Genomic DNA, 25,704 nt, shown 5'->3' on the forward strand with positions numbered 1-25,704 from the left:
TCAAGCGGGCTTCGGGCCGCACCGGTGGATCTCCCCGAACCGCCTCTCCGCGATCCGCATGAAATCCACCATGTCCCGAACCGCATCCCGCCCCCGCACCACCGGCGCGAAGTCGATGCTGATCCAGGGGCGCTTTTTTCCGCATGAGAACACTGCGATCACATAGTTGGGTCTTGCGACGGCGCCTGCGGTGGGAACCACGACGGCCAAACCCTTGCCCAGCTCCGCCGGAATCGGATGAGTGACCTGCCCTTCCAATTTTTCCCGCAGCGAGTCAGCCGTCTTGTCCCCGTCATTGAATGACCAGACGATGCCCAGTGGCGCTTCCCGTTCCTTGACATGCGCCAGACACAGTCCGTTGTCGGTCTGCGGCCCCGACCACCGGACCGTGACGGGCATCGTGAGACCGGTTGACCTGCGAAAAGCCGTTTCCGGCACCAGGTCACAGAGATAGGGAACACTGTCCGTGATCGGCCGCAAATCTGGAGCACTCCCTGCTTTCCGGCTCCCGCCATCACATGCCGCCGACCCGATCGCCAACGCCGCGACCAGCATCACCCAGGCAACCGCCCTATTCGTCATCGTTGGCTCAGCTCAAGAACTCATTAAGGGCAGGTCCACCAAGGGACTCCACCGGACGCGACCACGGCGGGTTCTCGTCTGCGGCCAAAGGCTCTCCGTCCAGGCCCGAAACCTTGAAGCGGCCGTGAGCCGCGAGGAAGAGGCGACCATATGATTGAACAGGCGTTCCATGTACCTCTAAATTGGTTTCGGACCGCACCGGTGGATCTCCCCGAACCGCCTCTCAGCGATCCGCATGAAATCCACCATGTCCCGAACCGCATCCCGCCCCCGCACCACCGGCGCGAAGTCGATACGCACCCACGGCCGCTTCCCCCCACACTCGAACACCGCGATGACATAGTTCGGCCGGGGATATGCGATACTGAAGGGAAGGACCACGGCGAGTCCTTCGCCCAAATCTCCGGGAAGAGTGAATGTCGGCACCTCGGACCGCTTTTCGCGTTGCAACCGGAGGGTGCTTTCGGCATCTCGGAAGGACCAGTGCAAACCAAGCGGTGCGTCGCGCCCTGCAGCCCGGGCAAGGCACAGTCCACTGTCAATCTGGGGACCGTCGAATCTCGCCGTCACCGGCACCTTCAAGCCCGTTACCCTGCGGAAACCCGCTTCAGGGACGAGATCACAAAGATACGGAGCACCATCAACAACCGGCCGCAGATCCGGCGCGGCCTTCTTCTCTGCTTGACAGCCCGCCACTCCGGACAGCACGACTGGAAAAACCACGCCCAGTGCGGCGACTGACTTCTTCATCGCTGTACGCTCGGAGCGACGCTCTTGCCATCAGGACCTTTGAAGTTCCCCGCGGCGACCTTCTGACCATTTTCCAGCGCCAACTGCGCTCGTTCAGTCAAGGAATCGACCTTGAGTTTCTCGTTGGCCCAATTAAGGAAGCTTTCAAGAGCGGCACCATCAAGCGACTCTGCTGGGCGAATCCTCGGCGGGTGATCCTTCGTCGCGAAGCTTCTCCCCCTCAGATCCTGACTCTCTATCCTGCCGTGCGACACCAGGGAGGAGACGATCAACTGGTTAAAGAGGCGTTCAATCCCTCCGGTCTCGGTGGTGGGGGCGAGGATGGTGGGTTCGGAGCCGTCGGCCAGGCGTTTGGCGAGCCAGTCGGTCATGAGGGTGGTGGTTTTCGTGGAGGCGTCGGCGTACGCCTTGCCCGCGGCCGGGGAGCGGGACGCGACCAGGTCGGTGCCGAGGGGCAGGAGGCCGAGGCCGTAGCCGACGTACTTGCGCATGCGTTCGAGGTCCTCGGCCAGGCGGGCCTCCTCGGCGCCGACGGACTGGTGCCGGGCTTCGAGGAGGTGGCCGAACATGCGGCCTTCGCCGGCGATGGTGTTGGAGAGGTCGCCGTGCCGGGCGACGGTGCCGTTGACGGCGAGCTTGGTGTGGGCGAGCTGGCCCATGAGGAGCTTCTCGTAGGCTCCGGCGTCGCGGGTGACGTCGAGGAGGAGATGGTCCAGGTCCTCGCCGGTCAGGCCGGTGGAGCCCGGCCGCTCGTCGTAGGCGGAGAGGCGGACGATGTCGTGGAGGCGGTCGAGGTGGGCGACCAGGACCGCGGCCATGGCGGGGCGGAGGCCGGAGAGCTCGTCGTAGTGGCGGGGGCGCGCGAGGGCGTCGCTCAGGCTGCCGCCGGCGAGGGCCGCGAGGGGGCTCTTGTCGCCGATCTTGAGTTTGCCGTCCTTGACCTCGACGTTCGCGCGGGCGTCGTCGGCGAGGATCTTGCCGATGGCGAAGGCCAGGCGGGACGACTCGGGGTCGTGGCCGGTGGCGGCCGCCTCGATGGTCGTGCCGAGGGCGGCGCCGTGGTCGGTCTGCCCCCAGGTGGCGCGGCGGTCGTGCAGGAGGTATTCGAGGTTGGTGAGCCGGATCGTGGGCTGGGGCCCTGTGGCCAGCGGGGCGTCGGGGTGGTGGTTCAGGAGGGCTTGGGCGGCTTCTCTGCCCGAGGCTCCGGCCGCCTCTAAGAGGGGTGAGAGGAAGTCGGTCTTGCCGTCGCCCTTGGCCTTCGACGGGTCGAGGGCGTTGCCGAGGTTGTAGCGTCCCGCGAGGTCGGGGAGCGGGGCCTCGCCCAGGTTCTTCCTGATGCCGCTGTCGAAGGCGACCATGTCGTTGCCGACGACGTCGATGAACCGGGTGGAGAAGCGGGTGTCGGACGAGCCGATGAGCGTGGCGAGGGACTGGTAGCCGGCCGTGCCGTTCGGGAGGGTCGCGCGGGGCGGGAAGGTGGTGCGGCCCGCCTCGCGGAGGCCGGTGAGGTAGTCGTCGCCGAGGTACGCCTTGCCGTGCGGGTCGGTGGCGAGGGCGAGGCTCCGGCCGAGGAGGGCGAGGACGGCGCGGGTGTCGGCGGCGCGGGCGTCGGTGCCGGGGCGGTGCCGGTTGAGGTCGCCCGCGAGTCCGAGGGAGAGGGCCATCGGGAGCTTGAGGAGTTCCTCCGGCCCGAGGGATTCGAGGAGGCCCTTGGCGAACATCGGGGTGAGGTCGTCCGGGCGGAGACGGCGGAGGGCCGCCTGGGCGGAGGCGTCGCCGTGCGCCGCGCGGCGGAACGTGTCGGCCTTCCGGCGGCCGTCGGCGTAGGCGACCTGGTCGGTGTAGCGGTCGGGGAGCTTGAGGTAGGTGCCGTCGGGGCGGCAGACGGTGAAGGCGAGGCCCTGCCGGTCGAGGTCGTGGACGAGGACGGTCCGGCGGCGCAGGTCGGACGCGGCGCCGTCGGCCCAGTCGGCGATGCGTTTGATCTCCATCGCGGGGGCGGTGCTGACCCCGGCGCCGTGCAGGGCCTGCCAGAGTTCGTCGGCGAGCCGGCGGAGTCCCGGTGCCGCCGCGGTCATCTGCCGGGTCATGTGCTCGAACTCGGTGAGCTTCACCCCGCAGGTGTCGGGCCCGAGCCAGCCGTCCTTGGTCATGCGCGGCGGAGGGCGTCTTCGACGAGGCCGAGCGCCTTGCGGAGTTCGGCGTGCAGGGCGGAGTCGCTGCTCTCCAGCCTCCGGGCGAAGTCGCGGGCGCTGGTGCCGCCGACCCAGGCGTGGTCGTCCATCGCGCGCCGGGACGCGGTGAAGGTGTGCCAGTGCTCGTCGGAGAGCGCCCGCAGGCGCGCCAGCAGGAACTGCAGGCGGGCGGCTTCGGCCTCGTTCACCCTTCCTCCCAGGCTCGGACGGAAAAGGCGGGTCCCGGCCTCGGGGGGATGGGCCGGGACCCGCGGTCCTTGGGGGGTGAGGCGTCAGCGGGTGGCGGCCTCGATGTTCTGCTGGGACTTCTTGATGTCCTGGCCGCCCTGTTCGAGGGCGAGGGCCATCTTGTCGAAGGCCGTCTTGGCCTCGGCCCAGGCGGAGCGGAACCGGTCGGCGCCGGGGCCCCACCAGACCTGTGAGCTGCTCACCGTGCGGCCGTTGAGGTCCTTGATCAACGCATCGAGGTTGCGTGAGTGCTTGCTGAAGATCCGGGACAGCTCTTCCAGTTCGCCGATGTTGGCGCCGCGCTTGTCACCGCTCACCGTTCGACCTTTCGTCGCCGGAACGCTTTCTCTGCCCTGCCGTCAAGAATGGCGACAGCCTACGCCCCTACGATCACGCGAATCCAGCGGCCGCACCTCCGAAACGGCCACAATCCCGCCATCGAACCTTGTCCGGATGTGGACACCACGCCCGTGCCAGGTGGGCGTTTACGACAGCCCGGGTGACGCAGCGCTATCCCGTGACGTGCACCATTACCGTACGTCAAGGAGTTTTCAGAGCGAGGCGGACAGCACATTATCCGGGAAACACTTCATTGCCCGGAAAGCGACCCTCACCGGGAGGGGAGGTCCGGGTCGTTGACCGGCCGCGCGGACGGGTCCAGGACACGCTCCCCGATCAGGGTGATCTGCTCGCCCCGGGTCCGGAACTCGAAGCGGCGCCGGACCGACTGGGTGAGCTTGCCGGTGTCGTAGCGGACCTCGGTGTGCTCGACCGCCTCCAGGGTGATGCGGTCGCCGGCCCGGGTGGCCTTGCCCGCTTCCAGGCGGGTGCGGGCGCCGGTGTAGGCGGGGCCGCCCTCGACCGGGGCGCGGTTGCGGGTCTCCAGCTCGCGGACGGCCCGTTCCTGGACGTGCGCGACGCGCGGGGAGATCCGGACGCCGAGGACCTCGGCGGGAGGGCGCCGGTCGTGGTGCCGCTGCTGGACGAGGGCCTGGGAGCGGCGCTCCAGCAGGGTGCTCGCGGCGGCGGTCAGCTGCCGGGTCGTCTCGGCGTCCACGGCGGGCGGGATCCGCGGGACGGCGGACGACGCGGGCAGCAGCGCGCATCCGGCCAGGACGATCGCCAGGCCGGCCCGGGTCCACTGGCGAACCATCGGCCTCCTCCGCAGCATCCGAGCCGAACATACACCGGCCGGGCTCAGCCGAGGGCTCCCGCGAAGGGGTCGGTATAGGTCTCCCAGGCGCCGGAGCCGGCGAGCATCTCCTCGGGGGTGAGGAGGCAGCCGTCCAGGATCGTGGTGAGGGCGGCGCGGTCGACGGCGGGGCCGGTGAAGGAGACCAGCTGCGTCCGGTCGCCGAGCTTGGGCCGCCAGTCGAGCGCGGCGGCGGCGCGGCGGGCGGGCGGCTCGTCCGGCCAGGCGGAGGCGGGACGGGCGGCGAGCCAGGGGCCGTGGTCCTCGATCACGAGGAGCCCGGCCACGCAGTCCCAGGACAGCAGGGAGCCCGGGCGGTTGGCGAGCCAGATGCGGCCGCGGCTCCGGACGGCGGCGGCGGCGAGCGCGGGCAGGGCGTCGTGGAACCGGACGGGGTGCAGCGGGCGGAGGCGGCGCCAGAGGACGGTGCTGAGGCCGTCCGACTCCCGGTCGCAGGGCAGCCGCAGCGTCGCCGGGGAGACCTTGGCGGCGAGGTCGGCGGCGGCGACGGGGACGACCGGGGGCAGCAGCTCGTCCAGGAGCGTCACGGGGGTGCCGGCGCCGAGGTGGTCCAGGACGGTCTCCGCGAGGCCGCCCGGGGAGGACAGGACGAGGCCGGACGCGTACTCGATCTGCCGCGCGAGCGTCTCGGCGACGCGGCGGTCGTCGTCGGGGGCGGCGGTGAGGGCGCGGGTGCCGAGGGGGTCGGCGCAGGCCAGGTCGTGCAGCAGCAGGCCGGGGGCGACGGCGGTCAGGACACCGGCGAGGTGGACGCCCGTGACCCGGGCCAGCGGCGGGGCGACGGCGGCGGGCTCGACCGATCCCCAGGTCTCGATGACGACGAGGCTCGCGTCGGCGGAGAGCCGGGCGACGGCGGGCAGGAGGTCCTCGCGGACGGCGCGGGTCACGCGGCCGTCGTCGACGCGCACGCCGGCGCGCTCCCGGACGCCCCACGCGTCCAGCACCACGCGCTCCACCCGCCCGCGGGCGGCGCCGCGGAGGTCGTGGTGGACGGCGACGGCGTGCGGGGCGGACGCCAGGAGCCGGTGGACGGTCGCTCCGCGCGCCTCGGCGTGCAGGCCGGACACGATGACGACGGGGATGCTCGGCACGCTCCTCCTCCTAAAGCGAAAACCGTTATCGTTATGTTCGCATGGACGTCACCCGCGCACGGTGCTTCGGGAAGGAAGCACGGTCGCCGCGGGGAGGGAACGGTTCCCGCAGGGAGGAAAAGGGCGCGCGCCGGGCTCGGGGCCGGTCGCGTGACAGAAGGCCCGCACCTTCGGGGAGGTGCGGGCCTTCGCGTCGGACCCCGCGTCGGCCGGACCCGATCTCAGGCCGATCCTCCTGAGCCGGACCGGCCGGCCCGGCTCAGCCGGACTCGGCCTCCAGCGCGGCGACGCGGGAACGGGCCTCGGCCATGGCCTCGTGGTAGCGGGCGTCCCAGTCCGGGTCGCCGTCGGGGATGGCGGCGATGGTCTGGCGGCCGGTCTCGTCGAGCAGGCCGCCGGACGCGTCGCGGGTGACCTGCCGGACGACGACCGTGGTGGCGCCGCCGGACGACTCGGTGTGGGTCTCCCAGCGGCTGGACGGCGCGGTCCGGCGGCGGCCGTCGGGCGAGAGGCCGCCGAAGGCGTAGAGCAGCAGGACCACCACCACGGCCGCCACCGCGAGCATCACCAGGATGATCAGGAACCGCACCGCCGTCTCACCTCCGGGGAAGGAGCGACCCGTTGGGGTTGCCGGGGGCGTAGACCGTGATCCCCTGCGGGAGCGCCTTCAGCTCCTCGATCCTCGCGCACGTCGGGCACTTGTTGTAGCCGTCCTGGCGGGCCTTGTTCGCCGCGGCCTCCGCCTTGGCCGTCGCGACCTTCGCCTGTGCCTCGCTGACCTGGGCGAACGCGGCCTGGGCGCGGTCCACGGCGTCCTGCACCTTCTCCGGCAGCGTGACCCGGACCAGGTTGAAGTGGATGTTGGTGACGAACTTCCCGCCGAGGGTCTGCTCCAGGTCCGCGGCCAGGCTGGTGTTGATCGACTCCTGGACCTTGGCGATGTTGGCGTTGTTGCTCTGCGGCTGCCCGCCCTGCCGCGGCGCCTGCGGGCGGGACGGCGCGGCGGGGGCGGCGGGCGCGGAGGTGTTCTGCACGAGGGCGCAGGACGAGACGAGCTCGGCGCAGCGGAAGCTGTTGATCTGGCTGCGCAGGTCGTTGTCTATCACCGGGCGGACGATCTGGTCGAGGAACGCCGACCAGCCCTTGTCGCCGTCGAACGGGGAGTAGGTCTTGCCGTCCGCGCTGCGGAACTTGCGGGTGCCGTACTTGTCGTCGAACGCCCGGAGCGAGCCGTGGTCCTGGTTGAGGGTGAAGTACAGGGTGCCCTCGATGCCCATGTTGACGCCGTCGGAGCTCGGGACGGTGACGACGTCCACGCCGGACTCGTCGCCCTTCCGGGCGTCGGAGGTGATCGTGTAGAAGCGCTGCTGCGCGGGGTACTTGTGGACCTTGGAGTAGAGGCCGACCCAGGTGCGGCCGGAGCCGGGGTCGATGACCTGGCGGATCCGGTTGTTGTCGAAGAACCCGCCGTTGCGGACGACCGCGATCTCCCCGCCGCTGGTCCGCTCGTAGCCGCCGAGCAGGGCGCTCAGCGCGGGCCACACCACCAGGACCAGCACGACCGCGACGATGATGGCGGTGCGCCGGCGCGGCGCCCGCAGTCCGGCCATCCCGCCGGACTTCGCGGCGGTCGACTCCTTCTTGGCCACGTCCCGTACTCCTCTCCCGTCACGCGCCGTGCGGCGCGCGAGATCGCTGTTCAGACGGAGGGAAGTCTGTCGCGGATCCGATGACATAGGCGGATTCACCTGTTTGAACCCGCCCAGAACCCGACACACATCAGCAAAACCGGTCATAAAGCGGGGCTTACGAAATCCCCGGACAGGCGTTATCTAGACTGCGCGTGCAAGGTGAGGGAGGAGACCCACGTGCGCAAGGTCCTGATCGCCAACCGCGGTGAGATCGCCGTCCGGATTGCCCGCGCCTGCCGCGACGCGGGACTGGCCAGTGTGGCGGTGTACGCAGAGCCGGACCTGGACGCGCTGCACGTTCGGGTCGCCGACGAGGCGTTCGCCCTCGGCGGGCGGACGGCCGCCGAGACCTACCTGGACATCGGCGGGCTGCTGCGGGTCGCGGCCGACTCGGGCGCCGACGCCGTCCATCCCGGCTACGGCTTCCTGGCCGAGAACGCCGACTTCGCCGCGGCGGTACAGGACGCGGGGCTGACCTGGATCGGCCCGCCGCCCGCCGCGATCACCGCGCTCGGCGACAAGGTCCAGGCCCGGCACATCGCCCAGAAGGTCGGCGCGCCGCTGGTCGCCGGCACCAAGGACCCGGTGTCGGGCGCGGACGAGGTCGTCGCGTTCGCCCGCGAGCACGGGCTGCCGATCGCGATCAAGGCGGCGTTCGGCGGCGGCGGGCGCGGCCTGAAGGTCGCCCGCACCCTCGACGAGGTCCCCGAGCTGTACGAGTCCGCCGTCCGCGAGGCCGTCGGCGCGTTCGGGCGCGGCGAGTGCTTCGTGGAGCGCTACCTGGACAAGCCACGCCACGTGGAGACCCAATGCCTCGCCGACCGGCACGGCAACGTGGTGGTCGTGTCCACGCGCGACTGCTCCCTCCAGCGGCGGCACCAGAAGCTCGTCGAGGAGGCGCCCGCGCCGTACCTGTCGGACGAGCAGCTCGGCCTGCTGTACCGCTCGTCCAAGGCCATCCTGAAGGAGGCCGGGTACGTCGGCGCGGGGACGTGCGAGTTCCTCGTCGGCCAGGACGGGACGATCTCCTTCCTGGAGGTCAACACCCGCCTCCAGGTCGAGCACCCGGTGACCGAGGAGGTCGCGGGCGTCGACCTCGTCCGGGAGATGTTCCGGATCGCCGACGGCGAGGAGCTCGGGTACGGCGACCCGGAGCTGCGCGGGCACTCCATCGAGTTCCGCCTCAACGCCGAGGACGCCGGCCGCGGGTTCCTGCCCGCGGTCGGCACGCTGACGGCCTGGGAGCCGCCGACCGGCCCGGGCGTCCGGCTGGACACCGGCTACGGCGCGGGGCAGACCGTCCCGCAGGAGTTCGACTCGCTGATCGCCAAGCTGATCGTCACCGGCGCCACCCGCCGCCAGGCGGTCGAGCGGTCCCGCCGCGCGCTGGCCGAGTTCGTCATCGACGGGATGCCGACCGTCCTGCCCTTCCACCGCGCCGTCCTGGACGACCCGGCGTTCGTCCCCGCCGACGACACGGCGCCGTTCTCGGTCCACACCCGGTGGATCGAGACCGAGTTCGACAACCGCGTCGAGCCCTACTCCTCCGCGCCCGCCGACGAGGCGGATGAGCAGGGCGGGCGGGAGCGCGTCACCGTCGAGGTCGGCGGGCGGCGCATCGAGGTCGTCCTGCCCGCGGGGCTCGGCGCCTCCGCCGCCCCCGCCGCGGGCGCGCCCGCGCCCGCCAGGCGGCGCGGCGCCAAGAAGGGCTCCGGCGCCCAGGTGTCCGGGGACTCCCTGGTCAGCCCCATGCAGGGCACCATCGTCAAGATCGTCGTAGAGGACGGCACGACCGTGGCCGCGGGCGACACCGTCGTCGTCCTGGAGGCGATGAAGATGGAGCAGCCGCTCACGGCGCACAAGGGCGGGACGATCACCGGCCTGGCCGCCGAGGTGGGCCAGACGGTCTCCAGCGGCGCGGTGATCTGCGAGATCAAGGACTCCTGAGCGCCGCCCGCCGCGCGCCGTCCGCCGCGCGCCGGTGACGGCGCCCTTCCGGTCCACGGCGGCCCGGACGCGACGGTTCTCCGGCGATCCACTGGGCAGAGTGGTGGTCAGCGGACCTGGACCCGGCCCCGACCCGCGGGAACGAGTCGCAGGTCCCGGACGTCTTAGCCGGTAGAGGGGGCAAGAAGACATCATGAGCTCCGGAACACAGGCCAGGACGCCCCGCCGCCGCGCGGTCGCGACGATCGTCGTCGGCGTGCTGCTGGCGCTCGGCCTCGCCACCCCGGCGCACGCCGCGGAACCCGCGCGGGCCGCCCGGCCCGCCGCTGCCGCCCAGGGCGCCGCCGCCCAGGGCGCTGCCGCCCAGGCCGCCGCGAGCGTCCGGGCGGACGACAACGTCGGGCAGATCGCCAAGGGTCTCATGGGGTCCCGGCTGTACGTGACGAGCGGCGCCGGGAACCCGCTGACGCCTGCCGACCAGGACCAGGTCAAGGCCGCTCTGGGACGCGACGGCGACGCCGACGTCCGCGCGGTCGTCGTGCGGAACGACGTCACCCGGGCCGAGGTCGGCGCGATGCTCAAGGGCGTCGCCGACCGCGTCGGCAAGGGCGAGACCTATGTCGCGATCACCGCCGACGGCAAGCGGATGGGCGGGATCTCCAAGAAGCTCGGCAACAAGGAGATCAACCAGCTCGTCACGCGCACCAACGGGGCGCCGCTGAAGGACCGGCTGATCCAGTTCGGGGACCTCGCCGAGAAGAAGGTCGACGACAAGGCCCGGTCGAGCACGATCGGCGGGTTCGTGACGCTCGGCGTGCTGATCCTGCTGGTGGCCGGGGCCGCGGGCGCGTTCCTGGTCGTCCGCAAGCGGCGGCGCGCGCAGCAGGCGCAGCAGATGGCCGAGCTGAAGGACGGCGTCCAGGAGGACGTGACGCTCCTCGGTGAGGACATCGCCCGCCTCGACCTCAACGTCATGGACCGGAACCTCGACGCCGATACCCGCTCCGACTATGAGCGCGCCATGAACTCCTACGACGGTGCCAAGACGGCCACGGAGCGCGCTACGACGCCCAACGACATGCAAGAGGTCACGAGGGCACTGGAGGACGGCCGCTACTACATGACGGCCACGCGCGCGCGCCTGGCCGGTGAGCCCGTCCCCGAGCGGCGTGCCCCGTGCTTCTTCAATCCGCAGCACGGACCGTCCGTCCAGGACGTCACCTGGGCGCCGCCGGGCGGGGTCGCGCGTTCGGTCCCCGCATGTGCGGCGGACGCCGAGGCGGTCCTCCGGGGCGGCGACCCGGACGTCCGCATGGTGCCCTACGGCGGCGGGCGCCGTCCGTACTGGGACGCCGGGCCCGCGTACGCCCCCTACGCCGGCGGCTACTACTACGGCTACGGCGGGGTCGACCTGCTCAGCGGCATGATGATCGGCACCATGCTCGGCTCGATGTGGGGCGGCGGCTTCGGAGGCGGCTTCGGCGACGGCGGGGGCTTCGGCGGGGACGGCGACATCGGCGGGGGCTGGGACTTCGGCGGAGGCGACTTCGGAGGCGGCGGAGGCGGCGGCGACTTCGGAGGCTTCTGAGGCTCTCCGGCTTCTGAAGCTCTAAGGCTCTGAGGCCGGCCCTAGTACGCGTGCTCCGACATAAGGCGGCGGGATGCCTCGGTAATGCTGCCCGACAGGGACGGGTAGACCGCGAAGGTGTGGGCGACCTGGTCGACCGTCAGGTGCTGCTGCACGGCGATCGACACGCCCAGGATCAGCTCGCTCGCGCGGGGCGCCACGATGACCCCGCCCAGGACGATCCCGGTGGACGGGCGGCAGAACAGCTTCACGAAGCCGTCCTCGAAGCCCTGCATCTTGGCGCGCGCGTTGGTGAACAGGGGCAGCATGACCGTCCGGGCGTTGACGTCGCCGGAGTCGACCATCTGCTGGGTGACGCCGACGGAGGCGACCTCCGGGTCGGTGAAGATGTTGGAGGAGACCCACCCGAGCTTCAGCGGCTGGACGGCCTCGCCGAGCGCGTGCCACATCGCGATGCGGCCCTGCATGCCCGCGACGGAGGCCAGCATCAGGATGCCCGTGCAATCGCCGGAGGCGTAGATGTGCGGGACGGACGTCCGCGAGACCTTGTCGACCTCGACGAAGCCCCGGGAGTCGCAACGGACGCCGACGTCCTCCAGGCCGATGCCCTGCGTGTTGGGGACCATGCCCACGGTCATCAGGCAGTGGGTGCCCTCGACCTTCGCCCCGTCCTCCAAGGTGACGATCACGCCGTGGCCCGAGCGCTCCACGCCCGCGGCGCGGGACCTGGACATGACGTTCATGCCGCGCCGCAGGAAGACGTCCTGAAGGACCGAGGCGGCGTCGGCGTCCTCGCTGGGCAGGATCCGGTCGCGCGAGGAGACCAGCGTGACCTTCGAGCCGAGCGACAGGTAGGCGCCCGCCAGCTCGGCGCCGGTCACGCCGGAGCCGACGACGATCAGCTCCCCGGGCAGTTCCGGCAGGTCGTAGAGCTGGCGCCAGTTGAGGATGCGCTCGCCGTCCGGCTCGGCGCCGGGCAGCACCCGCGGCGTCGCGCCGGTCGCCAGCAGCACGATGTCGGCCGGGACACGCCGGTCGCCGACCGCGACGACGTGCGGCTCGACCAGCCGCGCCTCGCCACGGACGATCTTGACCTCCTCGTAGGAGAGCCGCTCTGCCACGTCGAACGACTGCGCCCGCGCGAGATCCTTCACGCGCTTGTTGACGGTCGCCATGTCGGCCTCCAGGCCGCCGACGATGCCGTCCGGGCCGCCGCTGAAGCGCAGGCCGAGGCCCTGCGACTCCGACATGACCGCCATGCGGGTCGAGGTGGCGATGAGGGTCTTGGAGGGGACGCAGTCGGTGAGCACGCAGGCTCCGCCCGGGCCGTCGCGTTCGATGACGGTCACGTCGGCGCCCAGCTGCGCCGCGACGAGAGCGGCCTCGTAGCCGCCCGGCCCTCCTCCGATGATCACGATGCGGGTCACGCTTCCATTGTTTCCTACGAACGGCAGTGACCCGTCCCGGCCCCGCATCGGTGGCGTACGCTTGGCCAACGTGGCACTGTACGCGGCGTACGCCTCCAACATGGACCCCGAGCAGATGGCGCTCCGGGCCCCCCATTCCCCGATGCGCGGCACCGGCTGGCTCACCGGCTGGCGGCTGACCTTCGGCGGGCAGGACAAGGGCTGGGACGGGGCGCTCGCCACGGTGGTGGAGGACCGTTCCGAGCAGGTCTTCGTCGTGATGTACGACGTGCCCGCGTGGGACGAGAAGGAGCTGGACGCCTGGGAGGGCGCCGCGCTGAACGTCTATCACAAGATCAGGGTGCGGGTGCAGACCCTCGACGGGGACGCGCTGTGCTGGCTCTACGTGCTGGACGACTACGAGGGCGGGCTGCCGTCCGCGCGCTATCTCGGCATCCTCGCCGACGCGGCCGAGAAGGCCGGCGCGCCCGACGACTACGTCAAGGACCTGCGCAATCGGCCGTGCACCTCACTCGGGGAATAGGACCCCGCATGTCCGAGGCGAGTGGTCTTACCGGTAATGTCACCTTTGTGAGCAACGACACCTTTGCACTGGCGAGAGACGCGGCTGACCTGCTGCGCACCCGTACGTCCATCGATTCCTTCGACGCGGCCCTCGTGATGGGTTCCGGCTGGGTCCCCGCGGCCGACGCGCTCGGGGAGACCATCGCCGAGGTGCCGGTCACCGAGTTGCCGGGCTTCGCGCCGCCCGCCGTGGAGGGCCACGCGGGGCGGATCCGGGTCGTGGAGTGCGGCGGCCGCCGCGCCCTGGTGTTCCTCGGCCGGACCCATCTGTACGAGGGACGCGGCGTCGACGCCGTGGTCCATGGCGTCCGGACCGCCGTCGCGGCGGGCGTCAAGACCGTGGTCCTGACGAACGCGGCGGGCGGGCTGCGGCCCGAGCACCAGCGCGTCGGCGACCCGGTGCTGATCGCCGACCACCTGAACCTGTCGGGCGCGAACCCGCTGACCGGCACCACCTTCCTGGACCTGACCGAGGCGTACTCGGGACGGCTGCGGGCCCTCGCCAAGGAGGTCGACCCGACGCTGTCGGAGGGCGTGTACGCGGCCCTGCGCGGCCCGACCTACGAGACGCCCGCCGAGGTCCGGATGCTGCGGACGCTGGGCGCCGACATGGTCGGCATGTCCACCGTCCTGGAGACGATCGCGGCGCGGCAGGGCGGCGCGGAGGTCCTCGGCATCTCCCTGGTCACCAACATCGGGGCGGGCCTGTCGGACGAGCCCCTGGACCACGAGGAGGTCCTGGAGGCGGGACGCGCCGCCGCCGGGCGCATGGGCGCGCTCCTCGGCACCGTCCTGTCCAAGATATGAGCGACCTTCGGGAGCAGGCCGCGGAGTGGCTGGCACAGGACCCGGACCCCGAGACGCGCGCCGAGGTGCAGGCTCTCCTGGACGCGGGCGACGACCGCGCCCTCGCCGACCGTTTCGGCGCGCGGCTGGAGTTCGGGACGGCCGGCCTGCGCGGTGAGCTGGGCGCCGGGCCGAACCGGATGAACCGGGTGACGGTGATGCGCGCCGCCGCCGGTCTCGCGGCGCGGCTGCCGCGCGGCGGACGCGTGATCGTCGGGTTCGACGCCCGGCACGGGTCCCGCCGGTTCGCGCAGGACACCGCGGCGGTCCTCGCCGGGGCGGGGCTGCGGCCCGAGGTGTTCGCCGAGCCGGTCCCGACGCCCGTCCTCGCCCACTTCACCCGGGCGTTCGAAGACGTCGTGGCGGGCGTCATGGTGACCGCGAGCCACAACCCGCCGCGCGACAACGGCTACAAGGTCTACTGGGGCGACGGCGCGCAGATCGTCCCGCCGCAGGACGCGGAGATCTCCGCGGCGATCGACGCCGTCGGCCGCGTGGACCGGCTGCCCCTCGGCGAGGGCTGGCCCGTCCACGACGACGCGTCCCTCTACCTGGACGCGGTGGCCGGCCTGGACATCGGCGACGCCCGCGATATCCAGGTCGTCTACACGCCCCTGCACGGCGTCGGGCGGGACGTGCTGCTCCGGGCGTTCGCGCGGGCCGGGTTCCCCGAGCCCGTGGTCGTCCCCGAGCAGGCCGAGCCCGACCCCGACTTCCCGACCGTCGCGTTCCCCAACCCGGAGGAGCCGGGCGCGCTCGACCTCGCGCTGGCCCTGGCCGCCGAGCGCGGCGCCGACCTGGTGATCGCGAACGATCCGGACGCGGACCGCTGCTCGGTCGCCGTCCCGGCGCCGGGGGGCTGGCGGGCCCTGACCGGCGACGAGATCGGCGGGCTGCTGGCCGAGCATGTGCTGCGGCACACCTCCGGCGACGACCGCCTGGTCGCGACGACGATCGTGTCGTCGTCGCTGCTCGGCGCCATCGCCGCCGCGCACGGCGTCCGGTTCGCCGAGTCGCTCACCGGCTTCAAGTGGATCATGAAGGCGGGGGGGCCGGGCGACCGGCTCGTGTTCGGGTACGAGGAGGCCATCGGCTACAGCGTCGGCGACGGGCGGGGCGTCCTCGTCAACGACAAGGACGGCATCGGCGCCGCCCTCGCGGTCGCCGCGCTCGCCGCCGAGGCGAAGCGGGACGGCCGCACGCTGCCCGACCTCCTGGACGACCAGGCGCGCCGGTACGGGCTGCACGCGACGTCGCAGCTGTCGGTCCGGGTGGAGGACCTGTCGCTGATCGCGGGGGCGATGGCCCGGCTGCGCGCCGACCCGCCCGCCGAGCTGGGCGGACGCGCCGTCGAGTCGTTCGACGACCTGTCCCGCGGCGACGGCGGCCTCCCGCCGACCGACGGCCTGCGGTTCCGCCTCGCGGGCGGGGCGCGCGTCGTGGTCCGCCCGTCCGGGACGGAGCCGAAGCTCAAGTGCTACCTGGAGGTCGTCCTTCCCATCGAAGGAGACGGAGCGGGCGACGGAGCGGGCGGCACCGGGGGCGACGTCGAGGCGGCGCGTACGCGGGCGGCCGCCGAGCTGGAGGCCCTGCGCGACGGCATGTCCGCGGCACTGGCCCTCGGCTAGCGGCCCCTGGCCGACGGTCCTCGGTACACGGCCCCCGGCCTCAGTTGAGGGCCGCGACCACGCCGAGCACCACCAGCAGCACGACGGGGACCACCAGCGACGCCAGCGCGGGGAGCGACCACGTGATCGTTCCCCGCGCCGGTGTCGCGTCCCCGGCCGCCTTGGCGGCGGCGGCCTTGTCCGGCGCGCCCGACCGCGTCCGGGGGCGGTTCCGGTCGCGGATCTCGTTGAGCCGCTGCGCGGCGTAGGCGGCGGGCGTCCGGCCCTTCAGCCGGGCGCCGGGGATCTTGCTGTGCCGCTCGTCCCTGCGGGCCCGCGCCTCCGCCTTGGCCTGCGCGCGGGGGGACGTCTGATGCACCCACGCCCGCGCCTTCAGCTCCGTCCCGCCGGGCCCGGCGAACCGGACGGTCACCGCGTGCGTGCCCTCGATCTCCCGGACGGACCGCCACGGCGCCCGCACGTCCCGCAGCGGGTTGCGGATCGTGACGGCCTCCTCGTCCCCGATGATCGCGGGACGGATCCCGGCGACGTACGCGATCCCGCAGCCGAGCAGCAGCAGGACCGCGATCGTCGCCGTCGTCACCGTGTAGCGCGGCCCGCCCTTGCCGGTGATGTTGAAGGCGAGGTCGGCCAGGTTCAGCACGGCGAACGCGAACCAGGCGACCGCGGCGACGCGCCCGCCGGTGGAGCGAATGGTCATGGACCGATCATGCCAGCGGGCGGGCACCGCGCCACTTCAGCTGCGCGAAACCGGGCTTGATCACCCCGTTGATCAGTTCGAGGCGCTCGGTGAAAGGCGCGAACGCGGACTTCATCGCGTTGACCGTGAACCACTGGAGGTCGTCCCACCCGTACCCGAACGCGTCCGCGAGCTTGGCGAACTCCTCCGACAGCGTCGTGCCGCCCATGAGCCGGTTGTCGGTGTTCACCGTGACCCGGAACCCGAGCCGCCGCAGCAGGCCGATCGGGTGCTCGGCGATCGACTTCGCGGCACCGGTCTGGATGTTGGACGTCGGGCACATCTCCAGCGGGATCCGCTTGTCCCGGACGTAGTCGGCGAGGCGCCCGAGGCGGGGCTCCCCGCCCTCCACCTCGATGTCGTCGATGATCCGCACGCCGTGGCCGAGCCGGTCGGCGCCGCACCACTGGATCGCCTGCCAGATCGACGGCAGCCCGAAGCCCTCTCCCGCGTGGATGGTGAAGTGCGCGTTCTCCCGCTGGAGGTATTCGAACGCGTCCAGGTGCCGGGTCGGCGGGTACCCGGCCTCGGCCCCGGCGATGTCGAACCCGACGACGCCGGCGTCCCGGTAACGGACGGCCAGCTCGGCGATCTCCTTGCTGCGCGCCTGGTGCCGCATGGCCGTGACCAGCGTCCCGACGCGGATCCCGTACTCACGGCGGCCCCGCGCGAACCCCTCCAGGACGGCCTCGACGACCTGCTCCAGCGTCAGGCCCTCGCTGACGTGCTGCTCGGGCGCGTATCGGATCTCCGCGTAGACGATCCCGTCGTTCGCGAGGTCCTCGGCGCACTCGTACGCCACCCTCGTGAGCGCCTCGGCGGACTGCATCACCCCCACGGTGTGGGAGAAGCCCTCCAGGTACCGCTCCAGCGACCCCGAGTTCGACGCCTCCTCGAACCACGTGCTCAGGTTCCCGGCGTCGGTGGTCGGCAGATCCCCGTACCCGCCCTCGCGCGCGAGGTCGATGATGGTCGCCGGACGGACGCCGCCGTCGAGGTGGTCGTGCAGGAGCACCTTCGGGGCGCGCCGGATGTCGTCGAGTGTGGGTCTGTCGCTCATCTCTAGAATCTACCGTCGCGCACCCCCGTTGACGAGGGGTTTTATGACGCACCGTGCGGTTCCCTCCGCTCTCTGCCACCCCGCAGGCAGAGTCGTGCATGTCCGCTAACGGACGGATGATCCGCGCGTTTCCCCACGGGCCGTCCGGGGTCCTTATGCCAGGGTTACGGAACTCCGAAACTCCTCAAGGGGGAACGTTGCACGACACGCTTTCGAACGGTCCAGCGAAGTCCGCAGGCACGCGGGCGACGGGACGCCGTCCCGCCCGTATGGCGGCCCTGGCGCTGGTGCCGCTCACCGCCCTGGCCCTCGCCGGATGCGGCTCCGAAGCGGACCCGAAGCCGGAAGCGCCGGTGGCCGCCGCCCCCACCCCCACCACACAGCCCGCGGCACCCTCGGAGACCCCCACCCTCGAACCGTCCTTCGGGCCGGTCAAGAAGACCACGGTCTTCGACATCGCCACCAAGGACGGTTACAAGGCCACCATGACCATCCGGTGGCACGCGAGACGGACCGTCCCCCGCGACACCCTCTTCGAAGGGTGCGAGGCGAGCCTGTCGTCCCAGGGCTCCTCCGGCACGGCGGAGAAGGTGTATTACGCCGCGACCGCGGAGATCGGCGTGGAGTTCCAGACCACCGGCGGCTTCACCTGGCCGGCGGACCAGTCGATCAACGTGACGTTCGGCGACGGCAAGGAGACCCAGACCTGGGACCGGGCGACCACCTGCTACGAGGGCCAGGACCTCGACAGCCCCGCCGCCCTCCGCCAGTTCCCCCTGTCACCGCAGTCGTCATCGACGACGGTGATGTGGGTGGAGACCGCCGAGCGCACGCCGAAGAACCCGAACGGCACCATCAAGACCGACCCGGACTCCTACGAGATCTCCCCCCAGACCGACCTGAACGGAACGTGCACCGAGAAGGGCAAGAAGCCCGACTCGGCCCGCGCCTGCATCGCCACATACGGCGACTAGAGGCCCGCGCCGCAGCGGCCGCTCCTCAGGCGGGAGCGAGCGGGCTGCCGACGCGCAGGAGGTTCCCGCTGCGGTCCACCAACGTGAACTCCCGCATCCCCCAGTCCGTGTCCACGGGTGCCGCCAGCCGGCTGCCCGTGGCACGGTCGGTGGGCACGCCCACCTCGTCCCATATGCGATGCAAGGCGTCGGCATCGGTCACATAGAGGTAGCAACCGCCCGCGGTGGCCAGCGGGTCCACGTCGGGCTGGAGCGAGAAGTGCAGTTGCACGCTCCCCCGGGCCACGATCAGGTAGCCGTACTCCTGCCACGCACCCCGCTCCTCGAACCCGAGCCGCGAGTAGAACCCCAGCGTCTCGTCCAGATCCCGGCTGGGCAGGATCGGCACCGCATGCTCCTCCATGCCGCCACGCTAACCCCGCCCTCCGACACTCGGCAGGAGCACCACCGAACGGACACCGGCAGAAGCCATCGGAGACCGACGGACGCCCACGGATATCAACGGAAACGAAGGGAAACGAAGGGATCCGCGCCCGTCCCGGCCCCGCCGCCGGCGCGGTCGTCACCGCGTGGGCGCGGGGCCGGGCCCCTCTCAGGACGCGGGAGAGATCACACTGTCGATCCACGCGCGATGCGCGGGGACGTCGGTGTAGATGCCCTCCCCGCTGCGGCAGTTCGGACCCTCGTCCGGCTCCCCGGGGTCCGGGGGCGCGTGCTCCACGCGGCTGAAGGCGCCGATGAGCCGCCAGCCGGCGGGGGTGTCGCGCACCAGCGGCCCGCCGGAGTCACCGAAGCAGGGACCGGACTTGGTGTCGGCGTTGCCGGTGCAGACCTCGGACGCCGCGTCGATGGGCGTTTCGGGGTCGGTGCACCGGGCGGGCCGCCGGATGGCCGAGTCGAGCTGCTGGAGCACCTCGGGCTGGCCGTCGTCGCCGCAGAACTGGCCGCTGATGGTGCATCCCCATCCCAGCAGCCGCACCGGGGTGCCGACGGGCTGCCGGTCGTCCAGGGCGACGGCCGCGCCGGGGACCGGGCGGTCGAGCTTGATCAACCCGATGTCGTGCTTCACGTTGCCGCCCGCGGGATACCAGACGAGCCGTGCGGCCTTGCGGGCCTCCCCGCCCTGGTCCTTGCGGAGACTGCCGACGCGGAGCCGCAGATCCTCCGGAACGTGCGGGTCGATGCAGTGCCGCGCGGTGACCGCCCACTCGTCGGTGATCATGCTGGCGCCGCAGAAGTGCCCCGCCCGGTCCTGGACGGACACCATGAACGCGTACGGCGTCGTCGCGTCCTGACCACCGATGATCGTCGTGGACGCAGTGCCGGCGGGACGGGCCGGTCCGGGGTCGGCCTGGGCGGCCGTCGCCGTCAGGCCGAGTCCCAGCAGCACCGCGGCCGTGACGGCGAAGGGCCGCCGGAGGGAACGCGGGGCAGCGCTCCCCCCGGCGGCGGCTCTCGCGGCGGCACCTCTGGTGGCGGCGCCTCTGGTGGCGGCGCCTCTGGTGGCGGCGCCTCTGGTGGCGGCTCTCCCCCCGGTGGCGGCTCTCGCGGTGGCGGGCTTTCGTGCGATCACGGGTCCTCCTGGAATGCGGGAGCGGAGGAGCGCTCGTCCGGCCCCCTGGTGGCGCGGTCACCTGCCGATGACCGGCGTCTCGACGCTAGAAGGCCGGGCACCCGGCGGACGATCCCGCCAGCGCGCCCATTCCCGGTAGAGGTGGCTGTACCGGCGGCCGCCTGGTGGCACCCACTCGGCGATTCCGTGTCCGGAATGGCAGAAGAACCGCCGTCGTCTGCCCAGCGAAACAGCAGATAGTGGTGCTCTTCATCCGCTATCCGAGCTCCTGCGCATTCAGGAGGCTCTGAAATTTCAGTTACGGCTGAAACTGGTTACCGACAGCTCGCCAAAGTACCTTGCTGTCACACGCCCTGTTCCCGAGCCTCGTGCCGGCGTTCTCGCGCGGTCAGGCGCGTGCCCCGCAACCCAGGTTGCCGCCGACGCCCACCGGCGGTCGGTGGCGAAAGGTGGACAGAGTGAACCGTGGAATGCAGCTCAAACGCGTGGCCATCCCACTGTTGAGTGCTGCGACGCTGATCACGATCCCCGCATTCGGGACCGTTCCGGCAACGGCCCAGACGCAGCAGGCGGGAACCGTCCAGCAGGCGCAGTCCGCTCAGACCGCGCTGGCCGACCGGCTGACCGGCCGGCTCGGCTCCCGGCAGGCCGGCGCCTACATCGACGGCGCCGGGGACCTCGTCGTGAACGTGACCACCGCGGCCGCCGCCCGGCAGGTCAGGGACGCCGGGGCCAAGGCCCGCGTCGTCCGCAACGGCATCGGCCCGCTGACCGACTCCAAGGCCAGGCTCGACCGGCTCGCGGGCACCGCGGGCACCGTCGGCCTCGCCTGGGGCGTCGACGTCGTCTCCAACGCGGTCGTCGTCAGCGTTCCCCAGGACGACGACGACGCCGCGACCAGGGCGTTCGTGAAGCACGCGCGGTCCCTGGGCAGGACCGTCACGATCAGGCGCGTCGCGGCGGCGCCGCGTCCGCAGGTCGGCCCCGGTGACGCGATCATCTCGGGCGGCTCGCGCTGCTCGGTGTCGGCCATCGGCGTCAAGGGCGGGACGGACTACATCGTCACCGCCGGGCACTGCACCAAGGCCCACGCCAGCTGGACGACCAGGGACGACCAGACCATCGGCGACCGGGACACCACCAGCTTCCCCGGCAACGACTACGGGACGATCAAGGTCTCCAACGGGTCGTTGAAGAACGACAACGCCCAGCTCACCGAGGTGGGACGCCCGGCGGTCGGAGCCCAGATCCAGAAGAAGGGCTCCACGACCAACACGACCACCGGGACGATCCGCGGCTACGACCGCACGGTGAACTACTCGGAGGGCTCGGTCTCGGGCCTGATCGAGACCACCGCCTGCACCCAGCCGGGTGACAGCGGCGGCTCGCTCCAGGCCGGGAACACGGCCGTCGGGATCGTCTCCGGCGGCTCCACCGGCGCCTGCCGGTCCGGCTACCAGTCGTACTTCCAGCCGCTGGACGAGGCCCTCCAGGCCGCCGGCCTGACCCTCAAGAAGGCCGGGACCCCGACCCTGAAGTGATCACACTGTGGGGCTCCCGGTCCACCGGGGGCCCCACGCCCCTTCTCCGGGCTCCCCGAGGATTTCCGGGCACCCCAAGACCGGCCTCTACGAGCCGGCCGCCTTCGCGTAGGCGTCCATGCCGCCCGCGAAGTCGAACACCACGCAGGGTTCGTCACCGACGACCCACGCGTCGTGCCCGGGCGTGACCACGAAGGCGTCACCGGGGCCGCCCTCCTGCTCGGAGCCGTCCTCCATGCGGATCCGGATCCTGCCCTCGACGACGTAGCCGTTGTGGTGCACCTGGCACAGGTCGGTGCCCGCGATGTCCCTGAGCGACTCCGTCCAGCGCCAGCCCGGCTCGAACGTCGCCCTGGCGAAGACCAGGCCCGTCATCTGGACGAGCTCCAGGTGCCCCCTGGGAAAGTCCCGCCGCTCGTCAGGCTTGTCGATGCTCTTGATTTCCAACACGATGGGTCCCCCTTTCACCATCGTTCCCCACGTTTGCACCGGCCCTGACCAGCGTCAAGGCACCGGGGGGCGACCTTGCCCGCCGGGGGACGGACGCTTTGCCGCGCCAAGACCGTCCACCGTCCGCACCCCGCCGGCCGCCACTCACCCGCACCGACCGGCCGCCCACCACGACCGGGCGGACGATCTTCTGGAGTACTGCGGCTACTCTGTCGCCCCGCGCTCCTTTCTGACCTAATGGCATTCACGCCGACCGGCGTGATCGCCCCTCGGCGGCGATTCATCCGGGTGCCTCGAAAGGATGCGCTCCCCTCATGAGCGAAGCCCGAAAAGAACGAACCTTTAAAAAGCCCAGGTCCGATTCCCACCACCACAAGCGTAATCACGGAAAAGGGGTCTCCTTACCAGCGGGCGCGGCCATCGCGGGAGCCGCGGCATTGACCGTGCTCTCCCTCGCCGCCGTCCCCGCGTCCGCGGCCGGGCCGCCCGACAACCTGATCTTCCGGTCCAAGAATCTCCAGTACGGCCAGTGCATGGACCTGGCGAACGGCGACACCGCGGACGGGACACCGATCGGCAAGTACGACTGCGTGCCGGGAACGAACCGGCGGTGGTATTTCGAGACCGTCGGCGTGAAATGCCGCCAGGGCACCGAGTGCCGGGTGACGTACCGCGTCCACACCGCGGTCGCCCCCAACAAGTGCGTCGACATCAAGAACCGGCACGTCGAGACGGGCGAGACCATCAACGAGCGGTCCTGCGACGCCTCCGCCGACTCCCAGCTCTGGTACCTGATCGACAACACCGACGGGAGCACCAAGTTCGCGAGCTTCCTCGCGTTCAGGAAGGACCCGGGCGCCCAGTACGCCATCGACGCGGGACCGCAGTACGGGCTGCGGATCTGGCCGGCGAACGACTCGTCCAACGCCCAGCACTGGAGCTTCATCCCCCAGTAGGACTCCACCAGGACGGGGGCCGCCTACCGCCCGCCGTGCGATGACGGCCGCACGCCGGGGAGCAGGGCGCGCAGCTCGGCCCGTCCGGCGAGGCCGAGCTTGGCGTAGGCGCGGTTCAGGGCGTTGTCCACGGTGCGGACGGAGAGGCCGAGCCGCTCGGCGATGTGCCTGCTGCTGTGCCCGGTGGCCAGCAGGAGGATCTCCCGCTCCCGGGGCGTGAGCAGTTCGACGGGAAGGTCCCCGAGGAGCGGGGTGTGCGCGTCCGGGCAGGCGGCCCGCAGTTCGGCGGCCCAGGCGGTGGTCACCTCGGCGCGGGCGCGCAGGCCACCGCGCCGGTAGGCGCGTCCCGCCATCGCGGCCATCTCCGCGGCGAGCAGGTCCTGGCCGAGCGACGCGAGGTCCTCGGCGGCCCCGGCCAGGGCCGCGCCGTCACCGGCGGCCAGTCCCGCGGCGGCCCGGGACAGCGCGGCGGCGAACGGGGTGCCGAGGCCGTCGGCGAGCTCACCGAGCCGGTCCAGGTCGGCGGCGCCCCCGAGACGCGCCACCTCGTACCGGGCGAGGGCCTCCTCGGCCGGTGCGCCGTCCGTCAGGGCCGCCGCCCGCCGGGCCTCGGCGACGGCCTCGCCGGTCGCGCCCTCGGCCGCGAGCGTCCAGGACCGCCACCGGCCGGCCCAGGGGTCGAAGAGCCGCGGCGCCGCACCGGGACGGTCGTCGGCCCGGCCAAGCCAGGACCGGGCGGCGGCGGGGTCACCGGCGAGCGCGGCGGCTCCGGCCAGCCCGGCGAGGCACCACCGGACGAAGCAGAACATGTCGGTGTCGTCGAGCGCGGCCACCGCCTCCCGCAGCGACGCGTCCGCCTCCCGCGGGCGCCCGCGCGCCACCTCGACCAGGCCCCGGTGCCCGGCCCACGCGGCCGCCATCAGCGGCGTGTCCGCGTCCACGGTGTCCCGGTAGCCCCGGTCGGCGATCGCCTGCGCCCGGCCGAGGTCGCCGGCGCCCAGGTGGGCCAGGCAGAGCCCGTACTCGACGTTCGCGACGCCCCAGGGCACCGCGGCGCGGTTCGCGAGGGCGACCGCCAGCCCCCGCCGGTGGATGTCCGCCGCCTCGTCGCCCCTGCCGAGGAGACCGGCGGCGGTGGTGCCCGCCGCGGCCGCCCAGGTGACCGCCAGCGGGTCCGCGCCGGGCGTGGCGAGGACGCGCCGGGCGGCCTCCAGCGCCTCAGGGCAGCGCCGGTCGAACAGCAGGATCCACGAGCGCAGCCCCCGGGCGAGTTCCTCGTCGGGTTCGCCCGCGACCCGGTCGAGGGCCCGCTCCGCCGCCCGCACGTCACCGGCCCCCCAGTACAGCGTCTCGGCCTCGGTGATCGCCGTCCTCGTCCGGGCGGGCCCGGTGGCGGACGCGGTGGGCAGCACGTCCGCGGCCTCCCCGCCCCGTCCCCGGTAGACGAGGATCTGGGCGAGGAGCCGGTCGGCGTCGTCGCCCGGGGCGGCGTCACGGGCGGCCCGCGCCAGCCGCTCGGCCAGGGCGATGTCGCTCCGGCCGACCGCCTCCAGGGCCCCGGCGCCCACCACGTCGGGCCGGGTCACCGCCCCGCCCTCCAACTGCCAGACCGCTGCGCGCAGCGCGTCGTCGCGACGGCGGAGCGGACCGGCGAGCGCGGCGCCCGCCAGGTGCCGCCACCGCTCCCGCGCCCGCCCGGCGGGCAGCCGGGCCCGCACCACCTCGCCGTACAGCGGATGGGCGAAGCGCACCCGGATCCGCGCGCCCTCCCGTTCGACCGCGATCAGGCCGCGCTCCTCGGCGGACGACAGGGCCGCCTCCCCCGCCAGCCGCTCCAGCATCGCCAGCTCCACGGGCTCACCGCACGCGACGAGTTCCAGGACCGTCCGGGTGCCGGCGTCGACGTCGCGCAGCCGGCCGGCGATCAGCTCGGCGGCCCGTCCCCCGGCGCCGTGGCCGCCCTCCAGCCGCCAGACCCCGTGGTGCCGCCGGAGGGCGCCGCATGCGAGGCCGCCATGCAGCACCTCGCGCAGCACCAGCGGGTTCCCGTCCGCGAGCCGGTGCAGCCGCTTGCGGCTCGCCCCGTCCAGCGGCCCGTCGAGGCTGTGGCCGACGAGCCGGTCGACCGCCGTGGACGGCAGCGCCGTGAGCCGGAGACCAAGCGCCTCGCCGTCGCGCACCAGCGTGGACACCGCGTCCGGGAGGGTCGTCCCGTCCAGCGAGGTGACCACGAAGAACGCGAGCCGCCTCGTCGCGAGATGGCCGATGACCGCCGCCGACGAGGGGTCGAGCAGGTGGGCGTCGTCCACGCCGATCACGGCCCGCCCCGGCCCGGACCACCCGGCGACGTTCTCAGCGGCGGCCTTCAGCAATCCCAGCCGATCCGCACCCACCGGCAGGCGCTCCGGCAGCAGATGCGCCACCGCGCCGAACGGGATGTACGCGGCGGACCGCGTCCCCGTCACCCACTCCGCGCGGCATCCGGCCGCGCCCAGGCGGGTCACCGCCTGCTTGGCCAGCCGCGTCTTGCCCATCCCGGCGGGCCCGCCGATGACGGCCGCGACGGTGCCGCCGTCGGCGAACGCGGCCTCGATCGCCATGAGCTCGTCGTCGCGTCCGAGGAAGGGCCAGCCGGACATCAGACCGCGCATATCCCTGGTT

24 protein-coding genes are annotated in these 25,704 nt (G+C 72.3%); 8 read left to right on the top strand and 16 right to left on the bottom strand.

The genetic code is table 11. From position 1 onward, the window contains the following. The 9 genes from AGRA3207_RS15280 to AGRA3207_RS15320 form a co-directional block, all read right to left on the bottom strand. The gene (locus AGRA3207_RS15280; RefSeq protein WP_231335290.1) at nucleotides 1–558 is read right to left on the bottom strand and encodes a hypothetical protein; all 558 of its coding nucleotides are present in this window, start codon (nucleotides 556–558) and stop codon (nucleotides 1–3) included. Nucleotides 559–759: 201 nt separating this feature from the next. Continuing rightward, nucleotides 760–1,332, bottom strand: coding sequence for a hypothetical protein (locus tag AGRA3207_RS15285; RefSeq protein WP_231335291.1), 573 nt, complete (start codon nucleotides 1,330–1,332; stop codon nucleotides 760–762). Beyond that, the gene (locus AGRA3207_RS15290; RefSeq protein WP_231336551.1) at nucleotides 1,329–3,485 is read right to left on the bottom strand and encodes a hypothetical protein; all 2,157 of its coding nucleotides are present in this window, start codon (nucleotides 3,483–3,485) and stop codon (nucleotides 1,329–1,331) included. Before AGRA3207_RS15290 ends, AGRA3207_RS15285 begins: the two co-directional genes overlap by 4 nt. Then, nucleotides 3,482–3,715, bottom strand: coding sequence for a hypothetical protein (locus tag AGRA3207_RS15295; RefSeq protein WP_231335292.1), 234 nt, complete (start codon nucleotides 3,713–3,715; stop codon nucleotides 3,482–3,484). The genes AGRA3207_RS15290 and AGRA3207_RS15295 overlap by 4 nt, the downstream gene beginning before the upstream one ends. Before the next feature lie 84 nt (nucleotides 3,716–3,799). Continuing rightward, complete coding sequence (locus AGRA3207_RS15300) at nucleotides 3,800–4,072, bottom strand: WXG100 family type VII secretion target (protein WP_067454234.1); 273 nt, start codon at nucleotides 4,070–4,072, stop codon at nucleotides 3,800–3,802. Nucleotides 4,073–4,365: 293 nt separating this feature from the next. Next, nucleotides 4,366–4,908 (bottom strand): hypothetical protein, encoded by a 543-nt coding sequence (locus AGRA3207_RS15305; RefSeq protein WP_231335293.1) that lies wholly within the window; start codon nucleotides 4,906–4,908, stop codon nucleotides 4,366–4,368. A gap of 44 nt (nucleotides 4,909–4,952) precedes the next feature. Continuing rightward, nucleotides 4,953–6,059 carry a GTP-binding protein gene (locus AGRA3207_RS15310; protein WP_231335294.1) on the bottom strand — a complete coding sequence of 369 codons (1,107 nt, stop codon included), beginning with the start codon at nucleotides 6,057–6,059 and terminating at the stop codon, nucleotides 4,953–4,955. A gap of 259 nt (nucleotides 6,060–6,318) precedes the next feature. Next, complete coding sequence (locus AGRA3207_RS39815; protein WP_273700046.1) at nucleotides 6,319–6,648, bottom strand: hypothetical protein; 330 nt, start codon at nucleotides 6,646–6,648, stop codon at nucleotides 6,319–6,321. Between the two features lie 7 nt (nucleotides 6,649–6,655). Continuing rightward, on the bottom strand, nucleotides 6,656–7,708 hold the full coding sequence (locus AGRA3207_RS15320) for an SPFH domain-containing protein (RefSeq protein WP_231335295.1): 1,053 nt from the start codon (nucleotides 7,706–7,708) through the stop codon (nucleotides 6,656–6,658). 219 nt (nucleotides 7,709–7,927) lie between these two features. On the opposite strand from AGRA3207_RS15320, the gene AGRA3207_RS15325 reads away from it, so the two are divergent. Both AGRA3207_RS15325 and AGRA3207_RS15330 read left to right on the top strand, forming a co-directional pair. Beyond that, nucleotides 7,928–9,697 (top strand): acetyl/propionyl/methylcrotonyl-CoA carboxylase subunit alpha, encoded by a 1,770-nt coding sequence (locus tag AGRA3207_RS15325; RefSeq protein WP_231335296.1) that lies wholly within the window; start codon nucleotides 7,928–7,930, stop codon nucleotides 9,695–9,697. A gap of 193 nt (nucleotides 9,698–9,890) precedes the next feature. Continuing rightward, nucleotides 9,891–11,285 carry a hypothetical protein gene (locus tag AGRA3207_RS15330; RefSeq protein WP_231335297.1) on the top strand — a complete coding sequence of 465 codons (1,395 nt, stop codon included), beginning with the start codon at nucleotides 9,891–9,893 and terminating at the stop codon, nucleotides 11,283–11,285. A gap of 41 nt (nucleotides 11,286–11,326) precedes the next feature. On the opposite strand, the gene AGRA3207_RS15335 is transcribed toward AGRA3207_RS15330, so the two are convergent. Then, the gene (locus AGRA3207_RS15335) at nucleotides 11,327–12,712 is read right to left on the bottom strand and encodes an NAD(P)H-quinone dehydrogenase (protein WP_231335298.1); all 1,386 of its coding nucleotides are present in this window, start codon (nucleotides 12,710–12,712) and stop codon (nucleotides 11,327–11,329) included. Between the two features lie 70 nt (nucleotides 12,713–12,782). On the opposite strand from AGRA3207_RS15335, the gene AGRA3207_RS15340 reads away from it, so the two are divergent. From AGRA3207_RS15340 to AGRA3207_RS15350, 3 genes are read left to right on the top strand one after another with little or no spacing between them, the layout of a single operon-like run. Beyond that, the gene (locus AGRA3207_RS15340) at nucleotides 12,783–13,235 is read left to right on the top strand and encodes a gamma-glutamylcyclotransferase family protein (RefSeq protein WP_231335299.1); all 453 of its coding nucleotides are present in this window, start codon (nucleotides 12,783–12,785) and stop codon (nucleotides 13,233–13,235) included. A gap of 47 nt (nucleotides 13,236–13,282) precedes the next feature. Then, complete coding sequence (locus tag AGRA3207_RS15345) at nucleotides 13,283–14,083, top strand: purine-nucleoside phosphorylase (RefSeq protein WP_231335300.1); 801 nt, start codon at nucleotides 13,283–13,285, stop codon at nucleotides 14,081–14,083. Then, nucleotides 14,080–15,750: a phospho-sugar mutase gene (locus AGRA3207_RS15350; RefSeq protein ID WP_231335301.1), complete on the top strand. Its 1,671-nt coding sequence runs from the start codon at nucleotides 14,080–14,082 to the stop codon at nucleotides 15,748–15,750. Before AGRA3207_RS15345 ends, AGRA3207_RS15350 begins: the two co-directional genes overlap by 4 nt. Nucleotides 15,751–15,790: 40 nt before the next feature. Here AGRA3207_RS15350 and AGRA3207_RS15355 read toward each other — a convergent pair whose 3' ends face one another. Further along, complete coding sequence (locus AGRA3207_RS15355; protein WP_231335302.1) at nucleotides 15,791–16,450, bottom strand: PH domain-containing protein; 660 nt, start codon at nucleotides 16,448–16,450, stop codon at nucleotides 15,791–15,793. 7 nt (nucleotides 16,451–16,457) lie between these two features. Then, nucleotides 16,458–17,549 carry an adenosine deaminase gene (locus tag AGRA3207_RS15360; protein ID WP_231335303.1) on the bottom strand — a complete coding sequence of 364 codons (1,092 nt, stop codon included), beginning with the start codon at nucleotides 17,547–17,549 and terminating at the stop codon, nucleotides 16,458–16,460. A 197-nt stretch (nucleotides 17,550–17,746) separates the two neighbouring features. Between AGRA3207_RS15360 and AGRA3207_RS15365 the strand changes: the two genes are divergently transcribed. Then, complete coding sequence (locus tag AGRA3207_RS15365; protein ID WP_231335304.1) at nucleotides 17,747–18,523, top strand: hypothetical protein; 777 nt, start codon at nucleotides 17,747–17,749, stop codon at nucleotides 18,521–18,523. A 25-nt stretch (nucleotides 18,524–18,548) separates the two neighbouring features. Here AGRA3207_RS15365 and AGRA3207_RS15370 read toward each other — a convergent pair whose 3' ends face one another. After that, a complete protein-coding gene (locus tag AGRA3207_RS15370; RefSeq protein WP_231335305.1) occupies nucleotides 18,549–18,926 on the bottom strand; it encodes a bleomycin resistance protein in 378 nt (125 codons plus the stop codon). Nucleotides 18,927–19,115: 189 nt separating this feature from the next. Further along, a complete protein-coding gene (locus AGRA3207_RS15375) occupies nucleotides 19,116–20,096 on the bottom strand; it encodes a S1 family peptidase (RefSeq protein ID WP_231335306.1) in 981 nt (326 codons plus the stop codon). 500 nt (nucleotides 20,097–20,596) lie between these two features. On the opposite strand from AGRA3207_RS15375, the gene AGRA3207_RS15380 reads away from it, so the two are divergent. Further along, a complete protein-coding gene (locus AGRA3207_RS15380) occupies nucleotides 20,597–21,637 on the top strand; it encodes a S1 family peptidase (RefSeq protein ID WP_231335307.1) in 1,041 nt (346 codons plus the stop codon). Nucleotides 21,638–21,724: 87 nt separating this feature from the next. On the opposite strand, the gene AGRA3207_RS15385 is transcribed toward AGRA3207_RS15380, so the two are convergent. Continuing rightward, a complete protein-coding gene (locus AGRA3207_RS15385; RefSeq protein WP_231335308.1) occupies nucleotides 21,725–22,087 on the bottom strand; it encodes a cupin domain-containing protein in 363 nt (120 codons plus the stop codon). A 437-nt stretch (nucleotides 22,088–22,524) separates the two neighbouring features. On the opposite strand from AGRA3207_RS15385, the gene AGRA3207_RS15390 reads away from it, so the two are divergent. Next, nucleotides 22,525–23,043 (top strand): RICIN domain-containing protein, encoded by a 519-nt coding sequence (locus tag AGRA3207_RS15390; protein ID WP_338028281.1) that lies wholly within the window; start codon nucleotides 22,525–22,527, stop codon nucleotides 23,041–23,043. A gap of 23 nt (nucleotides 23,044–23,066) precedes the next feature. Here the strand turns inward: AGRA3207_RS15390 and AGRA3207_RS15395 are convergent, their stop codons facing one another. Next, on the bottom strand, nucleotides 23,067–25,682 hold the full coding sequence (locus AGRA3207_RS15395) for a LuxR C-terminal-related transcriptional regulator (RefSeq protein ID WP_231335309.1): 2,616 nt from the start codon (nucleotides 25,680–25,682) through the stop codon (nucleotides 23,067–23,069). Nucleotides 25,683–25,704: the final 22 nt, after the last annotated feature.

Source organism: Actinomadura graeca (assembly GCF_019175365.1).
Taxonomy (GTDB): Bacteria; Actinomycetota; Actinomycetes; order Streptosporangiales; family Streptosporangiaceae; genus Spirillospora; species Spirillospora graeca.

What these genes read in the sequence shown, in the direction of transcription:
- AGRA3207_RS15360 (WP_231335303.1), bottom strand. Translation starts at nt 17,549, where the DNA reads ATGAGCGACAGACCCACACTCGACGACATCCGGCGCGCCCCGAAGGTG.
- AGRA3207_RS15285 (WP_231335291.1), bottom strand. Translation starts at nt 1,332, where the DNA reads ATGAAGAAGTCAGTCGCCGCACTGGGCGTGGTTTTTCCAGTCGTGCTG.
- AGRA3207_RS15350 (WP_231335301.1), top strand. Translation starts at nt 14,080, where the DNA reads ATGAGCGACCTTCGGGAGCAGGCCGCGGAGTGGCTGGCACAGGACCCG.
- AGRA3207_RS15370 (WP_231335305.1), bottom strand. Translation starts at nt 18,926, where the DNA reads ATGGAGGAGCATGCGGTGCCGATCCTGCCCAGCCGGGATCTGGACGAG.
- AGRA3207_RS15330 (WP_231335297.1), top strand. Translation starts at nt 9,891, where the DNA reads ATGAGCTCCGGAACACAGGCCAGGACGCCCCGCCGCCGCGCGGTCGCG.
- AGRA3207_RS15290 (WP_231336551.1), bottom strand. Translation starts at nt 3,485, where the DNA reads ATGACCAAGGACGGCTGGCTCGGGCCCGACACCTGCGGGGTGAAGCTC.
- AGRA3207_RS15395 (WP_231335309.1), bottom strand. Translation starts at nt 25,682, where the DNA reads ATGTCCGGCTGGCCCTTCCTCGGACGCGACGACGAGCTCATGGCGATC.
- AGRA3207_RS15305 (WP_231335293.1), bottom strand. Translation starts at nt 4,908, where the DNA reads ATGGTTCGCCAGTGGACCCGGGCCGGCCTGGCGATCGTCCTGGCCGGA.
- AGRA3207_RS15355 (WP_231335302.1), bottom strand. Translation starts at nt 16,450, where the DNA reads ATGACCATTCGCTCCACCGGCGGGCGCGTCGCCGCGGTCGCCTGGTTC.